The sequence below is a fragment of the Lacticaseibacillus salsurivasis genome, from assembly GCF_036246225.1.
GTDB classification, from domain to species: domain Bacteria; phylum Bacillota; class Bacilli; order Lactobacillales; family Lactobacillaceae; genus Lacticaseibacillus; species Lacticaseibacillus salsurivasis.
The window spans coordinates 1-20,708 of record NZ_BTTP01000021.1 but is presented as its reverse complement, the minus strand read 5'-3'; the positions used below and the strand labels follow the sequence as shown (position 1 = coordinate 20,708).

At 45.1% G+C, this 20,708-nt stretch carries 17 protein-coding genes and 1 pseudogene; 10 read left to right on the top strand and 8 right to left on the bottom strand.

What is annotated here, in order from left to right; translation table 11 throughout:
- Positions 1-55: 55 nt before the first annotated feature.
- The 8 genes from AAA927_RS11540 to AAA927_RS11505 all read left to right on the top strand — a co-directional run bounded on the left by AAA927_RS11540 (position 56) and on the right by AAA927_RS11505 (position 8,229).
- On the top strand, positions 56-277 hold the full coding sequence (locus AAA927_RS11540; RefSeq protein ID WP_003606383.1) for a hypothetical protein: 222 nt from the start codon (positions 56-58) through the stop codon (positions 275-277).
- Between the two features lies 1 nt (position 278).
- Positions 279-782: an antirestriction protein ArdA gene (locus AAA927_RS11535; RefSeq protein ID WP_338217966.1), complete on the top strand. Its 504-nt coding sequence runs from the start codon at positions 279-281 to the stop codon at positions 780-782.
- A 61-nt stretch (positions 783-843) separates the two neighbouring features.
- Positions 844-1,236, top strand: coding sequence for a conjugal transfer protein (locus AAA927_RS11530; protein ID WP_125706697.1), 393 nt, complete (start codon positions 844-846; stop codon positions 1,234-1,236).
- A complete protein-coding gene (gene tcpF / locus AAA927_RS11525; protein WP_338217965.1) occupies positions 1,220-3,685 on the top strand; it encodes a conjugal transfer ATPase TcpF in 2,466 nt (821 codons plus the stop codon). Before AAA927_RS11530 ends, tcpF begins: the two co-directional genes overlap by 17 nt.
- Positions 3,672-5,774 (top strand): CD3337/EF1877 family mobilome membrane protein, encoded by a 2,103-nt coding sequence (locus AAA927_RS11520; protein WP_338217964.1) that lies wholly within the window; start codon positions 3,672-3,674, stop codon positions 5,772-5,774. Before tcpF ends, AAA927_RS11520 begins: the two co-directional genes overlap by 14 nt.
- Complete coding sequence (locus AAA927_RS11515) at positions 5,771-6,766, top strand: bifunctional lytic transglycosylase/C40 family peptidase (protein ID WP_338217963.1); 996 nt, start codon at positions 5,771-5,773, stop codon at positions 6,764-6,766. Before AAA927_RS11520 ends, AAA927_RS11515 begins: the two co-directional genes overlap by 4 nt.
- 9 nt (positions 6,767-6,775) lie before the next feature.
- Positions 6,776-7,309, top strand: a complete 534-nt coding sequence (locus tag AAA927_RS11510) for a hypothetical protein (RefSeq protein ID WP_338217962.1) — start codon at positions 6,776-6,778, stop codon at positions 7,307-7,309.
- Entirely contained in the window at positions 7,306-8,229 is a 924-nt protein-coding gene (locus tag AAA927_RS11505; protein ID WP_338217961.1) for a conjugal transfer protein, read from the top strand. Before AAA927_RS11510 ends, AAA927_RS11505 begins: the two co-directional genes overlap by 4 nt.
- A gap of 126 nt (positions 8,230-8,355) precedes the next feature.
- Here the strand turns inward: AAA927_RS11505 and AAA927_RS11500 are convergent.
- The 7 genes and pseudogenes from AAA927_RS11500 to AAA927_RS11470 form a co-directional block, all read right to left on the bottom strand.
- Positions 8,356-8,559 (bottom strand): annotated as a pseudogene (locus AAA927_RS11500) (IS5/IS1182 family transposase); the annotation flags it as partial.
- A gap of 521 nt (positions 8,560-9,080) precedes the next feature.
- Positions 9,081-10,496 (bottom strand): IS5 family transposase, encoded by a 1,416-nt coding sequence (locus AAA927_RS11495; protein ID WP_338217960.1) that lies wholly within the window; start codon positions 10,494-10,496, stop codon positions 9,081-9,083.
- 152 nt (positions 10,497-10,648) lie between these two features.
- A complete protein-coding gene (locus AAA927_RS11490; RefSeq protein ID WP_338217959.1) occupies positions 10,649-12,067 on the bottom strand; it encodes an IS5 family transposase in 1,419 nt (472 codons plus the stop codon).
- A gap of 383 nt (positions 12,068-12,450) precedes the next feature.
- A complete protein-coding gene (locus AAA927_RS11485) occupies positions 12,451-14,370 on the bottom strand; it encodes an ATP-binding protein (protein WP_159271202.1) in 1,920 nt (639 codons plus the stop codon).
- A complete protein-coding gene (locus AAA927_RS11480) occupies positions 14,367-15,500 on the bottom strand; it encodes an SIR2 family protein (protein WP_159271200.1) in 1,134 nt (377 codons plus the stop codon). The genes AAA927_RS11485 and AAA927_RS11480 overlap by 4 nt, the downstream gene beginning before the upstream one ends.
- Before the next feature lie 106 nt (positions 15,501-15,606).
- The gene (locus AAA927_RS11475; RefSeq protein WP_338217958.1) at positions 15,607-17,451 is read right to left on the bottom strand and encodes a Z1 domain-containing protein; all 1,845 of its coding nucleotides are present in this window, start codon (positions 17,449-17,451) and stop codon (positions 15,607-15,609) included.
- Positions 17,451-18,692 (bottom strand): restriction endonuclease PLD domain-containing protein, encoded by a 1,242-nt coding sequence (locus AAA927_RS11470; protein WP_338217957.1) that lies wholly within the window; start codon positions 18,690-18,692, stop codon positions 17,451-17,453. Before AAA927_RS11470 ends, AAA927_RS11475 begins: the two co-directional genes overlap by 1 nt.
- Before the next feature lie 155 nt (positions 18,693-18,847).
- Here AAA927_RS11470 and AAA927_RS11465 point away from each other — a divergent pair, with 155 nt between their 5' ends.
- Both AAA927_RS11465 and AAA927_RS11460 read left to right on the top strand, forming a co-directional pair.
- Positions 18,848-19,990 (top strand): DNA cytosine methyltransferase, encoded by a 1,143-nt coding sequence (locus AAA927_RS11465; protein WP_338217956.1) that lies wholly within the window; start codon positions 18,848-18,850, stop codon positions 19,988-19,990.
- A gap of 217 nt (positions 19,991-20,207) precedes the next feature.
- Positions 20,208-20,297, top strand: a complete 90-nt coding sequence (locus tag AAA927_RS11460) for a putative holin-like toxin (RefSeq protein ID WP_072672334.1) — start codon at positions 20,208-20,210, stop codon at positions 20,295-20,297.
- Positions 20,298-20,378: 81 nt separating this feature from the next.
- Here AAA927_RS11460 and AAA927_RS11455 read toward each other — a convergent pair.
- On the bottom strand, positions 20,379-20,708 hold a 330-nt coding region (locus AAA927_RS11455), incomplete at its 5' end, for an IS66 family transposase (RefSeq protein WP_338217955.1).

Below are 20,708 nucleotides of genomic sequence, written 5' to 3'. Positions count from 1 at the left end.
CAGCAATCTTGAAAGGAGACTTGGTCACAAAACTAAAAATTAAAGGATGATTATTATGAATTTCGGACAAAACTTGTTTAACTGGTTCACCTCCAACGCCCAGAGCTTGGTACTGATGGCGATTGCCATTATCGGTGTTTATTTGGGCTTCAAGAGGGAGTTCTCTAAGCTCATCGGCTTTCTCGTCATCGCGATCATTGCCGTCGGGTTGGTGTTCAACACCGCTGGGGTCAAAGACGTGTTGCTGAACCTGTTTAACCGCGTCATGGGAGCTTAATATGGCTGCTGAATTTCGCGTTTGGATTGCCAATCTTGGTAAGTACAACGAAGGCGAATCTGTCGGTGCATGGTTCGAGCCACCGATAAACTGGGACGACATGGCCGAACAAATCGGCCTGAACGAACAGTACGAAGAATACGCGATTCACGATTACGAAGCGCCATTCCCAGTTTCCGAATATGACAGCATCGACCATATCAATGCGATGGGTGCCGCTTTAGAGCAGCTCAACAACTCCGAACTCGGTGATGTTGTAGAGGAACTGCTGGACGCACGCTTTGATGACGTGATTGAGCTAGCCGCGCATATTGACGATTTTGTGCACTACCAAGTCGATTCTATGCAGGATCTGGCAATCATGCTGGTACAAGACGGCGATTACTGCGGCGAAGTGCCAGAGGCAATCCAGTCGTATGTCGATTACCAACGACTGGCCGATGACCTCGAAGCTGACGGTCAGTACATTACTACTAAGAACGGCATCTACGAATATCTGAACTAGTCACTGGGGCTGGCGCTGCAAAAGGCGTCAGCCTTTTTATCTCACTACGAAAGGAGATCACATGAAGAAAGTCAGATCCTACACCAGCATCTGGTCGGTGGAAAAGGTGCTGTATGCCATCAATGACCTGCAACTACCGTTCCCAATTACGTTTACGCAAATGACGTGGTTCATCGTCAGTCTGTTTACGGTCATGCTGCTGGGTGACTTACCGCCACTGTCATTCATTGACGGCGCGTTTCTCAAGTACGTCGGCATCCCGGCCGGACTAACTTGGTTCATGAGCCAGAAGACCTTCGACAACAAGAAGCCAATGGGATTCTTGCGGTCGGTGATCAACTACGCCATTACCCCGAAGCTCACCTATGCTGGTAAGCCCGTGAAGTCGCAAAAGGCCAAACAAACCGCCGCTGTGACCTACGTTTGGAGGTACAACAATGAAATTTCCAATTAAGTATATCGAAGACAATCTCGTCTGGAACACTGACGGGGAGTGTTTCGCCTATTTTGAACTAGTCCCTTACAATTACAGTTTTCTGTCACCCGAACAGAAGCAACAAGTCCATGAGAACTTCCGTCAACTGATTTCCCAGAACCGTGACGGTAAGCTCCATTTATTACAGCTCGCCACCGAAGCCAGTGTTCGGGACACCCTCGACCGCTCGAAGAAGTTGGTCAAGGGGTCGCTGAAAGACATCGCTTTTCAGCATATCGACGGCCAAGCCGAGGCATTGACTGAAAACGTCGGGGACAACCAAGTCGACTACAGATTCTTCATTGGCTTTAAGCTGTTGCTGAACGATGCAGAGGTTACCGCCAAGTCTATCTTCAAGGATATGTCCTTGGGTATTCGAGACTTCTTCGCCGAGTTCAACACAACGTTCACTGGGGACTTCTTCACCATGAATAATGCAGAAGTAGAACGCTACTCAAAGTCCGCAAAGTTTCTTTCCGAAAAGATTGGACGCCGGTTCAAAGTCCGTCCGCTCGATAAGAACGACTTTGGCTACTTGCTGGAGCATCTTTACGGCATGACGGGTCAGGACTACGACGACTATGAGTACCACTTACCCCAAAAGAAGTCTAAGCGCGACACGATTATCAAACGCTATGATTTGATCAAGCCAACCCGCTCACTGATTGAGCAGCACCAACGCTCCATCAAGATTACCCACGGTCTGGATAGCAGTTACGTGACGTACCTGACACTTTCCGACATCGTGGGTGAGCTCGAATTTCCCGGCAGCGAGATCTTCTACTTTCAGCAAAGCCAGTTTGATTTTCCCATCGACACCAGCCTGAACGTCGAGATTGTGACGAACAAGAAGGCATTGTCGAAAGTTAGAAACAAGAAGAAGGAACTCAAAGACTTGGACGAACACGCTTATCAATCTGGCAACGAGACGACGCGTGGGGTTAACGACGCGTTAGATTCAGTTGATGAACTTGAAAGCAACCTTGACCAGACTAAGGACGCAATGTACAAAATCAGCTACATCATTCGTGTCGCCGGACGCAGCGAAGATGAGATGAAACGCCGCGCCGATCAGCTACTCGACTTCTACGACAGCCTCAACATCAAGCTCGTGCGCCCATTCGGCGACATGCTGGGGCTGCACGGTGAGTTTATCCCGGCCTCGAAACGCTACATCAACGATTATATCCAGTACGTGACTAGCGACTTCATCGCCAGTCTTGGTTTCGGCGCGACCCAGTCCCTGGGTGAAAAGGAAGGTATCTACATCGGATATAACGTAGACACCGGACGCAACGTCTACTTGCAACCAGATATTGCCGCGCAAGGTATCAAGGGTACGGTCACCAACGCCTTATCCGCCGCCTTTCTTGGCAGCTTAGGTGGTGGGAAGTCCTTCTCCAACAACTTACTTGTCTACTACGCCGTCCTTTATGGGGCACAGGCACTGATTCTTGATCCGAAGTCGGAACGTACCGGCTGGGCAGAGAACCTCGACTTTATGGAAGATCAAATCAACATCGTCAACCTGACCAGTGAGGAACAAAACTGCGGGTTACTTGATCCTTATATCATCTTGTCTAACTTGAAAGATTCGGAATCGTTAGCCGTTGACACCCTAACCTTCCTCACGGGGATCTCAAGCCGTGACGCTGACCGCTTTCCGACGCTGCGAAAAGCGATTCGCGCGGTAACGCAAGCTCCCGAACCGGGACTGTTGAAAGTCATTGATGAACTTCGCCGTGAAGATACCCCAATCGCACACAACATTGCCGATCACATCGAATCCTTCACGGACTACGATTTTGCGGCATTGTTGTTCTCTGACGGAACGGCGCGGCGGACAATCGCGCTTGACCGCAAGATCAACATTGTGCAAATCGCAGACTTAGTGCTGCCAGACGCCGACAAGACGCAGGAAGAATATATCACTGCGGAAATGTTATCCGTTGCCATGCTCATGATCATCAGTACGTTCGCGATTGACTTCATTCACCAAGATCGCGCCCAGTTCAAGATTGTGGACTTGGACGAAGCCTGGGCTTTCTTGAACGTGGCACAGGGTAAGGCGTTATCCATGAAATTGATTCGCGAAGGTCGCTCGATGAATGCCGGGGTCTACCTCGTCACTCAAAATGCGGACGACTTACTCGATGAAAAGATGAAGAACAATATCGCCCAGAAGTTTGCGTTCCGCAGTACCGACATTACGGAAATCAAGAACACGCTGAACTTCTTTGGCCTTGATGCCGAAGACGAAGGCAATCAGAACCGGCTCCGATCGCTAGATAATGGGGAATGCTTGTTCCAAGACATTTGGGGGCACGTCGGCGTACTGCACTTCGACTATATCTTTGAGCACTTACACCACGCCTTTGACACTCGGCCACCGAAACCTGTGGAGGTGATCGCTGATGACGAAAGCTAACCGTCGGCGGCTACTGCTGTTCCTCGGTGTTGTCGCAGCATTCATGTCGGTGCTGGTGCTTGCCGGTGGGCAGCCGGTACACGCAGCGGGACTGGTAGACGATCAGTCTGGCGGCTCTAACGAGTATTCCAAGTATCCGCTGTCGCACTACCAGCTTGACTACTTTGTTGATACGAGTTGGGACTGGCTGCCGTGGAACTGGGGCGATGGCATCGGCAAGTCTGTGAGCTATGGCCTGTATGCCATCACCAATTTTTTATGGACGCTCTCGGTCTATCTCTCAAACGCTGCGGGCTACCTGATTCAGCAAGCCTACTCGCTGGACTTCATCAAAGATACGTCTGACGCGATCGGGAAGAACATGCAGCTCTTGGCTGGGGTGTCAAAAGATGGCTTCACCACTGACGGATTTTACCCCGGACTGCTCCTGATGATTACACTGGTGGTCGGCATCTACGTTGCGTATACCGGTATCATCAAGCGCGAGACCTCGAAAGCTATTTCGGCGATTATCAACTTCGTAGTGATCTTCATCACGTCAGCCAGCTTCATCGCCTACGCCCCGGACTACGTGAGCAAAATCAATGAGTTCAGTTCAGACATCAGCACCAGCGCACTCAACACCGGCTCCAAGATGATTATGGGGACTGATACCGCCACCGACAAATCAGGCGTCGATGCGATCCGTGACACCCTGTTTGAAATTCAGGTGAAGCAGTCGTGGACGCTTTTGCAGTTTGGCGACAGCGACGCTGATACCGTTGGGAAAGACCGCGTGAACAAGCTGATGAAAACCAACCCGTTCGGGGATAAGGGTAAAACTCGCACCGATGTGGTGAAAGCTGAAATTGAAGACAATGACAACGAGAACCTCTCGCCAACTATGACGGTCAATCGGCTGGGCACGACGACCTTTGTTGTCCTGTTCAACGTCGCGATCACGTTGTTTGTTTTCTTCCTGACCGCGATGATGATTTTCAGTCAGATCTTATTCATCATCTACGCAACATTCTTGCCGGTGTCATTCTTGCTTGCCATGTTACCGTCATTTAACGGATTGATGAAGCAAAACATCATGAAGCTGTTTAACACCATCATGACACGGGTTGGCGTGACGCTGGTGATCACGATGGCGTTCTCGCTATCGGCAATGGTCTATGGATTGTCGGCTACCTCGCCGTTCTTCCTCTTGGCCTTCCTGCAAGTCACTATCTTCGCCGGAATCTGGATGAAGCTCGGCGACTTGATGGGTATGATGCAGCTGCATAGCTCTGACGCCCAGCAAGGCGCACAACGTTTCTCGCGCCGTGGTAACCGAATGCTTCGGCAGTTCGTTGGTAGTGCAGTGGGCGGCGCAATGGCCGGACGCTTCCTGTCGCGAGGCTATGGTAAGAGTCACGGAATGCCGCAAACACCACAGCTCCCCGCTGGTACGCAACGCGAGCAAACTGCGGACGCTGCCAAGCCACAACAACCCAAGAAGTCACGCAGCCAACGTCTGGGTGAGAAACTCGCCGATGTATCTGATGTCGGCAACAAGCTCAAGGATAAGACTAAGCGCGGCCTTGATCAGGTGAAGGACGCACCGACCAACGTTTTATACGATCTGCATCGTGGTAAGCAACTGACCAAGGAGGCCGCCGAAACTGCGAAGGACAGCTTCAAAGGACGGCGTGCAGCTAACCAGCAAGAACGGAACAAACAGCTTGAGCAGCGACGTAAGCAAATGCACGAACGCAAGCTCGCGATCAAGCCTAAGCCTGATCCTGAAAAGCCAAAACCAACGGCTGCCAAGCCGCCGGTTGAACCAACTCGTAAGCCAACAACTGCCACCCCTCCCAAGCCAAAGCCCGAACAAGCTGATACCAGTGGGCAACCTAAGCGTGCTGCCACGAAGCCAACATCAACTCGGCCTCCACGCCCAGCCACGAAGCCGCAAGCAGAACCCACCATCACAGCACACCAAGAACCCACTCCGCCAACGGATAAAACCAAGAAACCACTGACCCTCGTTTCCGAAAAGCCAGCCAAGCCACGCGCCCCAAAGCCACAGCGGATCAAAAAGGCTAAGGGGCATAAGAAGCGATGAAACTCTGGCGCTGGTTAGCTCTCGCCGCACTCCCAATACTACTGATCGGCGGTCTGTTCTTTGCAGTCATCGCCTCTGATGATGACGAAGACCAGCCTACCTCTACGATCACAGCCGACGCAATGAACTTATCCGCTGAAGTCTACAAGCACAAGCTGACGGTCGAAAAGTATTGCAAGGAGTTCGGCATTTCAGACCAGGTGATGGTGATACTCGCCCTCATGCAGGTCGAGTCTGGCGGCAAAGGAGGCGACGTGATGCAAGCTAGTGAATCGCTGGGACTACCGGTCAATACGCTAGATACCGAAGCGTCAATCAAGCAAGGCGTGAAATATTTCGCGTCGCTGCTGAAAAGCATGAAAGCCGCGGGCGTGGATCTCAACACTGCGATTCAAAGCTACAACTATGGTGGCGGCTTTATCGACTACGTTGCTAAGCACGGCAAAAAGTACACGCTTGAGCTGGCAACATCTTTTGCTAAAGAAAAATCTGGTGGTAAGAAAGTCACCTACACCAACGCAGTAGCCAAAGACGGTTGGCGCTATGCCTATGGAAACATGTACTACGTGTCGGTCATATCGCAATACCTCGTTACTGGTGGCGCGAAGTTTGACGACCAGACGGTGCAAGCCATCATGACCGAAGCGCTCAAGTACCAAGGCACCCGCTATGTCTTCGGTGGCTCAACGCCAACAACAGGCTTTGACTGTTCCGGGCTGACCAGCTGGTGCTACGGCAAAGCTGGGATCAAACTTCCCCGCACCGCCCAAGCACAATACGACGCCACGGCCCACCTGAACATTAAGGACGCTAAACCCGGCGACTTAGTGTTCTTTCATTCAACTTATGACACAGCCGACTATGTGACCCACGTTGGAATCTATGTCGGCGGCATGAAAATGTACAATGCGGGCGACCCGCTTGGCTATGCCGACTTGAACTCAAGCTATTGGCAAGCCCACTTGATCGGCGCTGGGCGTGTGAAGAAGTAGGTGAAACTAATGGATCAAAACGGTATCGGTTATTTCGACTGGATGGATCTCATTACCAACACCTACGACGACGCGCTGCAAAAGGCGCACGTCGATCTCAAGTTCGGTGACAACCGTGCATTGCGCAATAAGGAACTAGACTTTGCGTCAGGCGAATGGGAACGCATCAAGTTCTTCAAGCAACGCCTACCCACTACCGACGACCTGTGCCATGTCCTCGACCGCTTTGTTGATCGAATGCCGGAGATGGAATATGGACACCGGCGCGAGTATCGCCTAGCCGTCGCGCATGAAGTGGCCGTTGATCGATGGCTCAAGGGCAAGGTCTTCGCTCCAGAAGACCGCAGATATATCCTCGACCGCGAACGCTACTTGGCCGAAGAATACTTCGACATCGACCGTGATCTCGGTCAGTATATCGAAACTGATTATGCAAGCTACAAGCGGATCTCGCTGCAACGCCTGTTCGTGCGCTTTCTCGATATTTACGATGACTTTTACCGCTGCTACGAAATTAGAAAGGACAAGGTGAACGAACCTTGAGTAAAGACAAAACCCAAAAGAACGGCTGGTTCAAGAAGGAACCCGCCGACCCAAAGCCACCCAAAACTAAACACCACGGATTGCGCCGTCCGGTCACGCTGATTTGCTGGGCAGTACTGATTGGTAGCACCAGCTTCGGCGTTTACAAGAACATGACCGCCATCGACACCCACACTGTCCATGAAGTCCAAGTAATCAAGACCAAGGTGATCGACACGCACGCCTTGGCAACCTTCACCACCGACTTCGCCAAAATCTACTACTCGTGGCAACCTAACCACGAAGCGCTCGACCAACGTCAGAAAGCCTTGCAGCCGTACCTCGTGGAACAACTGCAATCACTGAACGCGGATACGGTGCGAAGCGACATTCCAACCACGGCAACGGTTAGTGAGGTCAAGGTCTGGGAGGTGAGCAAGACAGCCAAAGACACGTTCCGCGTGCTATTTACAGTGAAGCAAGACCTCACCAAAGGCAAAGACAAGAAATCTGTGACCAGCACTTACACCATTAACGTCATGCAAGATAGCAGCGGTGATATGGTGGTCACCAGGAACCCAACCATCGCGGCCGAACCGGCAACAGCTCGGATCAAACTGCCAGACACCCAGTCCGATAACACGGTAGTCAGCAACACCGCAAATGACGTAACCAAGTTTCTCAAGACGTTCTTCGCTTTGTACCCGCAAAGTGATCGCAACGAACTCAAATATTACGTCAATGGCGGGACGCGACCAATCGAACGCAACCTCAAGTTTGTGGAACTGCTCGACCCAGTCTTTAAGCAGACTAAACGCGGCCTGACCGTCACCTTATCTGTGAAGTATCTCGACACTGACAACGACATGAACCAAGTATCGCAATACACCCTGACCCTTTCCAAGCAGAGCAATAACTGGATCATCACTGACGGCGTCTAAAAAAATACCCGGCACGACCTTCACCGTAGAAAATGCGCATGGGTCGTGCCGGGTATTGTCGTTATTTGGGCTTTGTATCGGTGTTTCGCCTATGGACTTTACGGATGATTAGTGGTGGCCTTTGAACTAAGCCTCCATATCTTCGATTTTCGCAGTAAATTTATACCGAATTTGATTGGTCACACCGTCAATCTTCACTAAAATAAAGTTTGGTATAGCAAATACCCGCATTAGGGTCAACACATTGCTCAACACAATGGTCTCATCGATCTTCACAATCAGCGATTCCGCCGTTCGTGTGTTCACTAAGTCCAGTTCCAGAGAGCCTTTCCTATAGCAAAGCTGTGTGACGATTTGAGTCCAAAAAAACGTCCGCACGTCCGTTCTGCCGAATGCGCAAGGTTGTCACTTAAATTTAGGCATTATCAGACTTCTTATCAGTGTTTAATCTTGTTTTGACGTTCCAAAGGGACGACAAACAAACCCAGGTATCTGGTGCTTTTCCTAGGGCTGTGTCCCAATTGAACAATCACTTACGCAGATACTGGCTTTCTTTTGCAGGCGGCGCGACCGTTGGTATCGCAATCATGATTGTAGAAGGTGTTCTACCGTGCAATGGGTTCAGTAATATTTAGAATTGATTCATAGTTGATCTGCTCCAGCCGAACCCATTCTCGTTTCAATAGCGAATGGTAGGCTTCAATCCGCCCGTTATCAGCCGTTGTGCCAATATGAGTGACACAGACGCGCATCTGTCAATGCTGTCTCAAATAAACGACTGGTATATTGACTACCCATATCGCTACGCACCATCTTAAAAATATAACCTTGGCTAATTAGTGGCTGTTGAACTAGGCCACCATATTTTCGATGCTAGTAGTAAATTTGTATCGAAAGTGATAGGTTTCGCCGGAATCCGTGGCTGAAATAAAAATTGGTATACCAAATACCCTCAAGTATGTCAGGACATTGCTCAAAACAATGGCTTGATCGATCTTGACGGCTAAGGATTCAACTGTGCGAGTATTGACGAGATCTAGTCCTACCGAGCCTTTCAGAAATGCGAAGCGTCGCTCGATTGCGCCTCGACGATTTTCCGCATCTGTATCTTTGCGGCGTTGTTCGGCATCGACGTGCTTCGGCTTGGCGCCAAGTCTTGGCCCACAAATCGCGATGCCAAGGTCTTTACACAGCTTCATGTTCTTCCAGTTGCGGTACAGTGTGTCGGCCAACACTTCATCTGGATAATGGCCATGTATGTCGAAATAGTGATCCAGTGTCGCCTCAAAATCTTTGCTTTCGTTGAAGTTACTGAAATCAAAGCGTTCAATATCAACGATTCCTTCACTTAACGAGGCATCAATCTTAACACCAAATTCAGTCTTGGCTTTAGCTTTGCCACGCTGGATTGGTCGGATATAAGGTTGTTGAAGACTGACGATCCGGTCTTCAACGTGATGGATTTTGTTCGTGAACATAAACCACTGTTGGTCAAATAAAATTCTGATGACGCCCAGGCGATTTGCTTGTTTGGGGTCAAGTGTCGCCCCGGCATCAATGAACTCATTGATAAAGCGTAGGTCACGACGAACGTATTGAAGTTGCGCCTTGACTTGCTTACGAACAGCTTGACGTTGGCGTTTTGGATGGCGAGAGAACGCCGTCCAGACTTGTTTGGCAACTCGTTTATGCATGCGAGGATTTGGCACGTCCAGTTGATGTGCCATGTCGATTGCCATGTCCTCAAGACTCTTGCGCGCTTGGTTGAGCAACGACGTATCTTGTGGAAAGCGAATCTTAACCGGGATTGCCGTGGCATCAGTAATCATGACGTCCACTTTGAATGGCACGAGCGCTTCAATCTTAGCGCGAAGCCAATCATTGATGATGTTACGGATCAGCTCAGAAAGATCTGCGATGCGCTTGCGGAAGTGACATAAGCTTGAGTAACTGAATGGGGCTTGGGCTTGATATTCTGAAAGCCCGATGAAATACTGATACGCTGGTGTATCGCGAACGGCATCAACGATCCCACGATCTGTCAATCCCATCCGGTTTTGAATCAGGCCAGCACCATAAAGCATCCGGAAAGGTTTCGCCGCGCGCCCAGAATTCTTCGGAAATTCCAATTGGTATGCCTCATCGAGTTCTTTCCACGGAAAAACATCGGCTAATTGGACCCACTCGTTTTCAGGACTGAGTGGTGTGCTCAGACCGCAACCAAATGATTCGAAAGTGAGTTGATGGGGACTTTGACGATAAACCATGGATAAAACCTCCGAGTGAATTTCGTAAATGCACGGGAATTTCCAGAATTTGGAGAAAAACTATGTATTTATTATAAGACAGTAATGCCATAAATTCACTTAAATCGTAGCGTCTCGACTTTTTAAACAGGGACTAATTAGTGAATGCTGAACTAGGCTGCCGTAAATGACGAATCCCCAGTAACTTTGTAGTTAATTTGATACAACTTTGACGCCTTGGTAATAACGACAGAAATTGGTATAGAAAAAAGAACCATGAGGTGACGGAGATTCGCCAAGGAAATGGCAGAATCGACCTGTACCACCAGCGATTCCGCCGTTCGAGAGTTCACTAAATCAAGCCCCATCGAGCCCTTCAGGAACGCGAAGCGTCTTTCAATCTCTCCGCGTCGGTTTTCGGCCTCCGTGTCTCGCTTTCGTTGTTCCTTATCGACGTTCTTTGGACGCCGTCCCAATTCTGGACCACTCAACTTGATTCCGTGCGCTTTGCACAACGCAATGTTCTTGCGGGTCCGATAGAGCGTATCGGCGAGAATCTCGTCAAAGTAGTGGCCGGTTGTATCCCAATAGTGATCGATGGTCGCGGGTAAATCGGCACTCTCGTTGAAGCTACCGTAATCAAACCGTTCCACATCAATCACGCCGTCAATTACCGAGCAATCGATCTTGGCGCCAAACTCAACGCGCGCCTTCGCCTTTCCGCGAACAACTGGATGGATGTAAGGCTGGCTCAGGCTAACAATGCGGTCTTCCACGCTGTGCGTCTTGTTTTCATACATGTACGCTTGCTGCTGATACACAAGGCGAATCACTTCTAGTCGCTTGACTTGCCAGTCGGTCAAATATTGTTCTGCCCCCTGTTCGATAAAATCGTCAATGTACCCCAGGTCGCGCCGTATGTATTGCAACTGGGACTTGACCTGTTTGCGGCGAGTCTTTGCTTGTCGGCCAGGATGCCTTGAATAGTCTGTCCAAGACTGTTTCGCTAAGCGCTTGTACGTTCGTGGGATGTCGGTTTCGAGGCCATGAGCCATGTCGAGTATCATCTGTTCAAGATTGAGGCGTGCTTTGTTTAAGAGCGACGCGTCCTGCGGATACTGCACCTTAACCGGAACCGCAGTCGCATCAGTAATCATGACGTTCGTCGTGGGAAGAATCTCCGCTAGCCGTTCGCGAACCTCATCCGTCACAATGTTGCGAATGAGGTCCGAAATCTGCGCCGCGCGTCGGCGAAAATAAGACATCGTAGAGGAGTTGAAAGGCAACTTCGCCGTATATCGATCAAATCCCATAAAGTATTGATATGCGGGCGTGTCTCGAATTGCTTCAACCAAGCGTGCGTCTGACAAGTGCGTCCGCTGCTTGATTAGCTCCGCGCCATAGAGCTGACGAAACGGCTTGGCCGCTCGATCAACATCATTGTTGAAGATTGATTGGTATGCCTCTTCTAGTTTTTTCCATGGGACAAGTCCGGCAAGCTGAACCCATTCATTGTCCGGGCTGAGGTTTGTGCCCAGACCGCAATCAAAAGACTCGAACGACAGTTGCACGTTGGTATGACGATAAACCATGGATAATTTCCTCCGAAGTAGAGAATCAGGTAATTTGGACAATGCTATTGAACTTTTGGTAGCTGTCCGCAGTTCATGCAGACAAGTAAGGCCAATAGGGTATACCCTAATGGCCGTTTTACGCTGTTATTTGTTGCCCCCATCCAAACGAAGCTTCATTACGTCGCTCCCCCTCAATAAAGGTGCCTCCTTTACTTTAAGTATTGTATGGTTGCACAGGCCAGCAGTGAATTTATTGAATCAGATATTTGTCAAAAAACAGAAATATTAAAGAGTTATTATTTTAGCGATTACAAGAAAAGTGGAACCGTGACCATTTAAATACCATCCTGATGATTTTTTAGAGGCTGGATTTTTAAAGTTATGACCCGTAAAACAAAAAATCATTTTTGATGGTCATGTGGTAACCAGATTTTTTTTAAATTAGCATTATCACTACTGGGAGCATGTCCCTTATCTAATTGATCTATATGAACCATTACAGGGAGCGGAAAGCTGGTTCCTGTAAAGATAGCACTTCCAGGGGCTAGAGAAGGGATAGCAGATTTTGAAACACTATCCAATGAATTCAATGTATTGCCTAACATATTCAAATCAACTTCATTTACAAGACGATGAATAATAAAATTATGCATCTGAGAAACAATAGTTGCTGAAATGTCAGCGGGACGCTGACTAGCAATAGTTAAAAAGAAGCCAAATTTCCTGCCTTCTTTAATAATTTCTTCAAACACATCTAAACGATAATCTCGCCATTTATCACCTTCTCGATTTCTGTTTACAGAAAGAATGTTATGGGCTTCGTCGATTATAAGGTTAGTAGTCTTAGTAATTTCATCTTCTCCTAATAAGTCTTTTTTTTGAAGCTTATAAAGATACCTTGCAATTAATAATGGAATTGTTGCTTTAGCGTCTTTATTGACATTACGTAAAGAAATTATTGTGCAATATTTCTCAGAAAAATTATCCGAGTCGTCATTGCTTACTTTAATTAACTTATTAAACATCTTTGATTTTGCTTCAATTCTGTTTAATAAAGGAGCAATGAAATCAAATTGAGCTCCTCCGTAGGTTAATTTATAAATCATTTGTAGATGGACAAACACAGATAACAAAGTTAGAGGTTGCCAATCAGTATCAATCATGACATCCTCCCAATTTAGAGTTTCTTCTATCAAATATCTAAATTCTGATTTATTGACCATATTATTAAAATAGATTTTGCCATTGCTAGTAAAACTCCAAAATAGACCCGTATAAGTAGTATCAATATTAGAAAAATATGTGCCACTATTGCTGTTCCATGATGCTTTTAACCAAATGCTAAGTTCGGAACTTTCTGGTATTTTAATTTGTAAGTCATTTAAAATTACTTTAAGTAAATTTAACGTTCTTGGGTCTTGCACATTGTTTTGAAATACCTGACAAAAGGCGGTTACAACGTAACTTATTATTTCTTTCTTTGTAACTTTATTTTTCCCGGGATTAAAATGCTTTAAAGTTGTTCTAAGAAAGGGTTCTTGCGTTTGTTGCGTTGCTGAAAACAACACTGACAACATTTCTATATCCCAGAATTCTGATCTAGGAAGGATTATTTTGTCTCCTTTAGATGTAGATGAAGTATTAAGTTCAATAGTTTTTTTGCTTGATGTTAACGATTCATCACCAGTGTATTCACCATTAAAATCTATAAAAATAAACTTGGAATTATTAATATTCCAATTATTTTTATCAGCAGTATTAAATAATTCTGAATACATTTTTGCCAAGGTGTTAGATTTTCCACTGCCAGTGTTACCAAAAATTGCAAAATGCGTGTTAAAGATATGCGACCAATCAATTGCATATTTAAGTCCTTCGGGGACTGTTTTTCCAATATATAATGGATAATCTATATTGAGAATATTTCCCGTTAGTATCTGAAGGGTTTCTTCTGAACTTAGTAATACGATTTCAGAAAATATTTGAGGAAAAATAGAAATTCCAAAAGTGAATTTACTTTGCCTAAAGGCTCCTATGATTGAAATATCCACTTCTCTAATAAATCTGTTTTTTGAAAATTCCTGATCATTACTGTCTTTTTGCGTGTCTTCTAAATATTCGTGAAGGACCTTGCCTACTAATTTATAGGGGCCTCTTTGAATTCCAATGTATTCTCCAGTACCCACTCCCCTATATGTAACCCCGTTTCTGTAATATGTTAAATTATTAGTATTTTCAAACATTCTAGCTGTAACGTAAGTCCCCTTTACTTCAGTTACGATTCCGACACTTGGTAACGGATCCATCTTAGCTGTTTTCATTGTCCATAGGCTCCTTCTAAAAATTTATTTAGGACATTGAAGTTACCTGGCTCGTTAGTATCAGGGGACTTTAAAAATGTCACATCAGTATATCCTTTTAACACAAGATTAATATAGTCAACGTCTTTTTCACTATATGGAATAACGAAAATCTGTAAAGATGGATTGGAAATAGATCTTTTTAACAGATCTAAAATATGTTCATCTTTGAAGGAAAAACCAAAACAAATTAAAACAGTGTTATCCTTTTGCAACTCATTTTCGAATTCTCTTAGTAGTTGATAGTATTGTTTCTGAAACACTGTCTCTTGAAATTTTCTTTTGGTAGGACTCACAATTAATAGCTTGGAATAATCGTTTTCAAATATTCCGAGTTCATCTTTTAGTTCTTCATTTCTTTCTATATTGCTAAGATATTGGTCAATAACGTTTTCGTCAGTTACTTCAATTCTATTTCCTTGATTCAACATCTTTAAAATAGTATCTGATTCTTCTTTTATTTTCGTTAGTAATTCATTTTCTAGGCTTGATGTAATAATGGTTTGGTCATCTTTCAAAACTTTTTTTGACCATGAAAGAGAGCCATGTAATTTATACAGATTAATAGACGGTATCTCTCTACGAAATGTGTCAATGGATCCACTGTGGGTAACATTAAAATAATAGTTTTCGTAACTAACTTCACGCGTAAAGAAACCTCTAGAGCCATCGTTAAAAAAGGCTAAGGGGTGTTCAAGAGAAATATCATCAAAAGCGGCCTCGAAAAATGTATCATAGTTTGTAGTAAAAATATTAGTTCTTTTAGGTCTTTCAAATCCGTTGTGGCGCGAAAGAGTAAGCATATTCTCAATTAATTCTTTATAAGAGTTCAGAGTATCCATTGCTTCTTCTGGAATGTGAGTAGTGCTAACTAATCCATTTTTGACTGATGAATCAAAAAAAAGGAATTTCAAAAAAGCTTGTGCCATTTTTTGAGAATTATAGGCAGTTAAAAGGTCTTCAATACTGTGTTTATTCCCTTTTTCCCCAACAGAAAGAGTGCTTATATAATCAGAACTTGCACCAGAACCAATTAAAAAATCTATATTTTTCCCTTCTACTTTATCTAAAAATTTTTGACTGTCATTCATGATACCCAACCTCTTTTTTTTAAAAGTCAAAAGTGCCATTGATTATTTTACATTGGGCTTTCTTTCGATGCCGAATAAAGAACTTTCGTTATATTAAAATTACAATTTAAATAATATAAAAGTTCTTTTTCATCGGTAACTTAATATTCGGTACCCACACTGACTTACCATTGTTCTTCTCTCCAGAGACTTTGTACAGTGTTAATACGAACTCGTCTTGGAATTGATTAGTTTCTTTCCAGTCGTTTGGTGACAGCAATGCACGGTTTCCCAGTGTCACGGCACGATTACGCCTGACAAGAATATGGGCGCTTGCCATCGGATTCTCACTACGGGCACTATCAATCATTTTGATGTAACCATCAAGATTAAACTCTTTTTCTGCTTTGAAATGCTTCAAAATATCCGATATAAATTTTAGGCTAACTTCAGTAGCTGGATCATCATTAGAAAATTGTTGAACCAAATCTGATATTTGCGTAGTCGTTTCGTTCTTCGGTACGCTTGGAAAGTGGTTTGATCCGCCAACCAGGATATTCAGCAAAGATTTATCTAACACATTAGATCGCGTTGGATTCAAACCATCTGGATATGCAATTGTAATCTTCTTTCCTGCTTGAGCTTGACGGATAATCGAGTTATTAGTCTCATTGATTTCTGCAAAAAGTTTATACAACGCCCGGCTACTATACATTGTTATCAAGCCAGGGTCACGATCATAGCCAAACATGCGATTATGTTGCCACATCGTATCCGCATTTGGATTTTTGCTGGTCCTGGTGTAGTAGAACGTATTCAATTGGCCAAAGGTTACACCCCGGCCCAGGTTAGTTCCCCCAATAACAAAGTTACATCCAGACTCATAGTCTTTGTCATCGTCAATTGATGTTCCGTTTAATAGGACAATCGTAAACTCACGTTTTTCAAGAATCTGTTTAACACGTGTCAATACTTGATCGTGTGGTTGTTTCTCAGTATTTTGTGGTGTAATAGCGGCATACTCCCGATCAAATGCATCAGTGAATTTTTCGTCAGCATGATGGTAAGTCCACCAGGCAATTGCATCTTCAATTTCTTTTTTTGACTTCTCGTGAGCTGCTCGTCGAATGCCAGGGTGAACTAAACAGTTTGAGACTTTACCACCAGTTAGCAATATTTGTGCTGATACGACCAAGTGGCGGAGCACAACATGCTTTGCGCTTTCTTGCGGTGTTTCATCATCAACAAAATGAATGAAGTTAGGTATATCGTTAGTCTCTGTTCCCGGAAAGAAAAAGTCACCACCGAGATAGCCATTACCAGGTTCAAAGTATTCAGTAAACATTGGCCGCCAATTGGAGTTAAGACTTTGAAGTAGCAGGGCTTGGGGAGTACCAGTCACTTGAAGATAAATTGATGCTTGTGCTGTATCACGTATTTTTCGTAGTCGATCATTGATCGCGGAAACCTTTTTTTGATTAACCTTTGTATTTTCTGAAGCAGCATCAGCTTCATCATCAACGATGAATAATGCATTTCCCTTCAGTTTTTGAGAATTACGGAATCGATCAACCCATGCCTGTAAAACACGTGTATTCTTTTTTACAATAATTAGTACCGGCTGATTTTTTGCGCTTCTGAACTTTTCTTCATCATTCTCGCTACAGATTGCAAATTCAGGCAAATCATGTTGTGCGCGTTCAAGTGTTTGTTTTTGTAGGAGTTTGCTGTCCGTTGTCATCAGTAGGAAGTAGCGAAATTCCAAATCAGCAGCTTCACAGATAATGCCAAATGTTTGTCCCGTCTTCCCACTTTGAATATTGCCAAAAAGCAATCCCATTTCATGTGTTGTATAGGTGAAATGGCTGATGTATTTTTTGCCTATACGTCGAGACGTTTTTTCTATGCTGTTTGCAAGCTCATCTTTACCTGCATCACGAAATTGTTGTAGGTAATTATTAAGATATCCCATTAGCTTTTCTCACCTTCAAAGTGAACTGTCCAGACGTCTAGCAATTCCCGTGTCCAATGTTTCTTGTCTAAAGCACCTTTCTTATTTCGTGGTGTTGGAGCTAATCGATTGAATACCACCCCATATTCCTGTGTAGATGTCTTAGTAAGAACCATCACACGCATTTGGGCAGCGTTTAACATTTCTTGCGTTACAACGCCGAGACGTTCCGTATCGGCGGCTGTATTATCGACTGGTTTGACGTATCCAGCTGTAGCCAATCGTCCCTTGATCCAGCGCCCAAAAACGCGATCGTTACCAGTCTTACCATAAGCCGTCAGTTGTTTATTGTTATCAGCAGTGGTATGCGCTTCAAATTTATAACCATCGTCCGTTACAATCCAAAAAGGCTTATTTTTAGGGTAGTTTGGCTGAGTAGAGATCGTCTTATTTACGGTAATTTGAACCTCATACCAATTTCTGGGATCAACACCACCACTCAATTTGTTATACCGACCGCTACCATAGGCCACATTGATATTTGATCGCGCGTAATCATGCCGGGCGGTAGAAAAACGATTAGTAGCTAATGGTGCTTTAATTGGAATCCTAATCTCAATATCAGTCTGCAGTGAACGATACATATCTTGTTCACTTTCGGTCGTTTCCAAAACTTCTTCGATCCCACCAAGCACTTCAATCCGCTCGTGGATTACCTTGAAATCGGTTAAATTGGTGGCGGAAACGGTGCAACTAGTTTTTAACTTCTCAATATGAGTAGCCAATTCATGCAGTTGGTCAGAATTAGTAATTGTGGTTGCTAGTTCATATTGACGAGCAACAGATCCCAACGGGGCCAGCACGCTTAAATTAGCTGATCCTAATACCGCTGACTTCAAATCATCATTGCCTTGTTGGTTCGGTTGCCAAAAGAGATAAACCTTGCCATGATAGCTCATATTGTTCACAAAGCGGATTTCGCCTTTACCTGTAGCTTGCCATTTATTATGTAACAAACGTACCCGATTATAGATACTTTCTGGAATACCACTTTCCAGATACATACCAACGACCAGACAGATCTGCTTAATGTTCCCCTTTGAAACTAATGAGTCCAGTTTATCCAATCCATCTACAGAAACATAGCCTACTGCAATGTCAATTCTCGAAGCTGAACTCGCCTCTTTTACCAACTGATCAGAAATAAGTGGTAAGCTCTCCCCAAATGGCATCGGTGGTACTTTAGAGTATAAAATTGTCATTTTTAGTCCTCCTATTATTCTCCATTTTCCCACACTAAAGCAGATTAATCACGACTATTAGAGCTTGCAATATGTAATAAAAAGTCGTATGATTTTTAGCATAGGCATACGCTAAAACACTTGTTCGATATGCTGAACTCATGGAGGTGTTCACTATGATATTTAGAACTGCTGAATTATTCGCTGGACCTGGTGGTGGCGCATATGCTGCTAAAACTTCGCACTTTATCGATACTAAGGGTAGAAAATGGGGGTATCAACATGCCTGGGCAAATGAATTTGATAAAGATACTGTTGATACCTATAAACTGAACATCCTTAATAACCCTAAGGCGACTACCGTTTACTGCGAAGATGTAAGGAAACTCGATCTTACTAATCACCAATTACTGTCTGATATGGATGCACTGATTTTCGGATTTCCTTGCAATGATTTTTCCGTCGTCGGTAAACAAAGGGGGTTAGATGGAACGTACGGTCCACTATATACTTACGGGGTTAAAACACTAAGGGAGTTTCAACCAAAGGTTTTCATCGCCGAAAACGTCGGTGGCCTAACCTCTGCCAACGACGGTGATGCTTTCATTCAAATTCTCAAATCATTAGCCGATGTCGGTTACACACTGACGCCAAACTTCTATAAGTTTGAGGAGTACGGTGTTCCACAGGCACGGCATCGTATATTAATTGTCGGTATTCGCAATGATCTGGCTAGTCAAGGAATTAAATTTCACGTGCCTGCCCCGACCACACCAAATCCAGATGACTATGTTACCGCTGGCGAGGCTCTAACTAATCCACCGATTCCAGCAGACGCGTTTAATAATGAATTAACACGTCACAATGCTTCGACTATTAAGATGTTGTCCTATATCCCAGAAGGTGGTAATGCTTGGTCGCACCAAATTCCTGAAAGTCTGCGTCTAAACGTCAAAGGTGCTCGGCTTTCAAATATCTATAAGCGTCTAGACCGTAATAAACCGTCATATACCGTTACCGGATCTGGAGGTGGTGGTACCCATATGTATCACTGGAAAGAAAACCGTGCATTGACCAACCGTGAACGTGCACGACTGCAAACCTTTCCTGATAATTATCACTTCATTGGTGGTAAAGAATCTGTGCGGAAACAAATTGGTATGGCGATTCCACCTGCTGGTATGCGCCATATCCTAATGGCAGTGCTCAAAACTTTTGCAGGGGAGCCATACGACTACATTTCACCAACACCACGTTTACAACCTAATGTTCTGTTCAAAACATCTGGGTCGGAAGTGGCAACACTTGTTAAACTTTAGGTCAGCCTACAAAAGTGAGCACTAAAGACACAGTTCTAAGCTTATTCTCTTAATATTCGATCACTGTAAAAAATTGTTTTTAGCTTTTCTTGAATCAATTATAAACATCCCAGTATAATGGATTAAGCAAGAAGTTTTAAGGGTGGTGGCTGTCTTTTCCCTTGCGAGGTGGGGCCCCTGGGAACATGGAATAATCTTCAGGAAGGTTTCACAGTCAATGAGCGTCTTCCAGACACTCTCGTTGATGTTGCTGTTTGCAATGTTTATTTTAGCGTTGCTAACATACATCGACAAAAGAAACAAATAAAAAGTAAGCACCCAATAACCGACCGCCTTGCAAACTAAGAAGGGGCGTAATCCGCATTCTCGGATTACGCCCCTTCGTTGTTCAAGTAATCTCTTGTTTTGATGGCTTCAGATACTGATTCCAAGGTAAATAAGACTCAGCTTGTTCTCTCGTAGGAGAAGTGGAAAGCTGCGACAGCCCGTGCAGAAGACGTTCGATGTAAGTTCTTGGATCCAGTCCGTTGGCCTTTGCGGTCTCAACAATCGTCATCCAGATGGCGTTGGCCTCGGCACCCTTCGGGCTCATCGCAAACAACCAGTTCTTGCGACCGATCACGAAGGACTTCATGTTTCGCTCTGAAGCGTTATTACTCAGATCGATCTCGCCAAACTCCAAGACACGGTTGAGCATTTGGCGCTGATTCAAGGCGTA

Bases quoted from the DNA above. Each gene is read 5' to 3' on its own strand.
- AAA927_RS11535 (WP_338217966.1), top strand. From the start codon at position 279: ATGGCTGCTGAATTTCGCGTTTGGATTGCCAATCTTGGTAAGTACAAC.
- AAA927_RS11485 (WP_159271202.1), bottom strand. From the start codon at position 14,370: ATGAAAACAGCTAAGATGGATCCGTTACCAAGTGTCGGAATCGTAACT.
- AAA927_RS11490 (WP_338217959.1), bottom strand. From the start codon at position 12,067: ATGGTTTATCGTCATACCAACGTGCAACTGTCGTTCGAGTCTTTTGAT.
- AAA927_RS11530 (WP_125706697.1), top strand. From the start codon at position 844: ATGAAGAAAGTCAGATCCTACACCAGCATCTGGTCGGTGGAAAAGGTG.
- AAA927_RS11540 (WP_003606383.1), top strand. From the start codon at position 56: ATGAATTTCGGACAAAACTTGTTTAACTGGTTCACCTCCAACGCCCAG.
- AAA927_RS11470 (WP_338217957.1), bottom strand. From the start codon at position 18,692: ATGACAATTTTATACTCTAAAGTACCACCGATGCCATTTGGGGAGAGC.
- AAA927_RS11510 (WP_338217962.1), top strand. From the start codon at position 6,776: ATGGATCAAAACGGTATCGGTTATTTCGACTGGATGGATCTCATTACC.
- AAA927_RS11460 (WP_072672334.1), top strand. From the start codon at position 20,208: ATGAGCGTCTTCCAGACACTCTCGTTGATGTTGCTGTTTGCAATGTTT.
- AAA927_RS11475 (WP_338217958.1), bottom strand. From the start codon at position 17,451: ATGGGATATCTTAATAATTACCTACAACAATTTCGTGATGCAGGTAAA.
- AAA927_RS11495 (WP_338217960.1), bottom strand. From the start codon at position 10,496: ATGGTTTATCGTCAAAGTCCCCATCAACTCACTTTCGAATCATTTGGT.
- tcpF (WP_338217965.1), top strand. From the start codon at position 1,220: ATGAAATTTCCAATTAAGTATATCGAAGACAATCTCGTCTGGAACACT.
- AAA927_RS11520 (WP_338217964.1), top strand. From the start codon at position 3,672: ATGACGAAAGCTAACCGTCGGCGGCTACTGCTGTTCCTCGGTGTTGTC.
- AAA927_RS11515 (WP_338217963.1), top strand. From the start codon at position 5,771: ATGAAACTCTGGCGCTGGTTAGCTCTCGCCGCACTCCCAATACTACTG.
- AAA927_RS11480 (WP_159271200.1), bottom strand. From the start codon at position 15,500: ATGAATGACAGTCAAAAATTTTTAGATAAAGTAGAAGGGAAAAATATA.
- AAA927_RS11465 (WP_338217956.1), top strand. From the start codon at position 18,848: ATGATATTTAGAACTGCTGAATTATTCGCTGGACCTGGTGGTGGCGCA.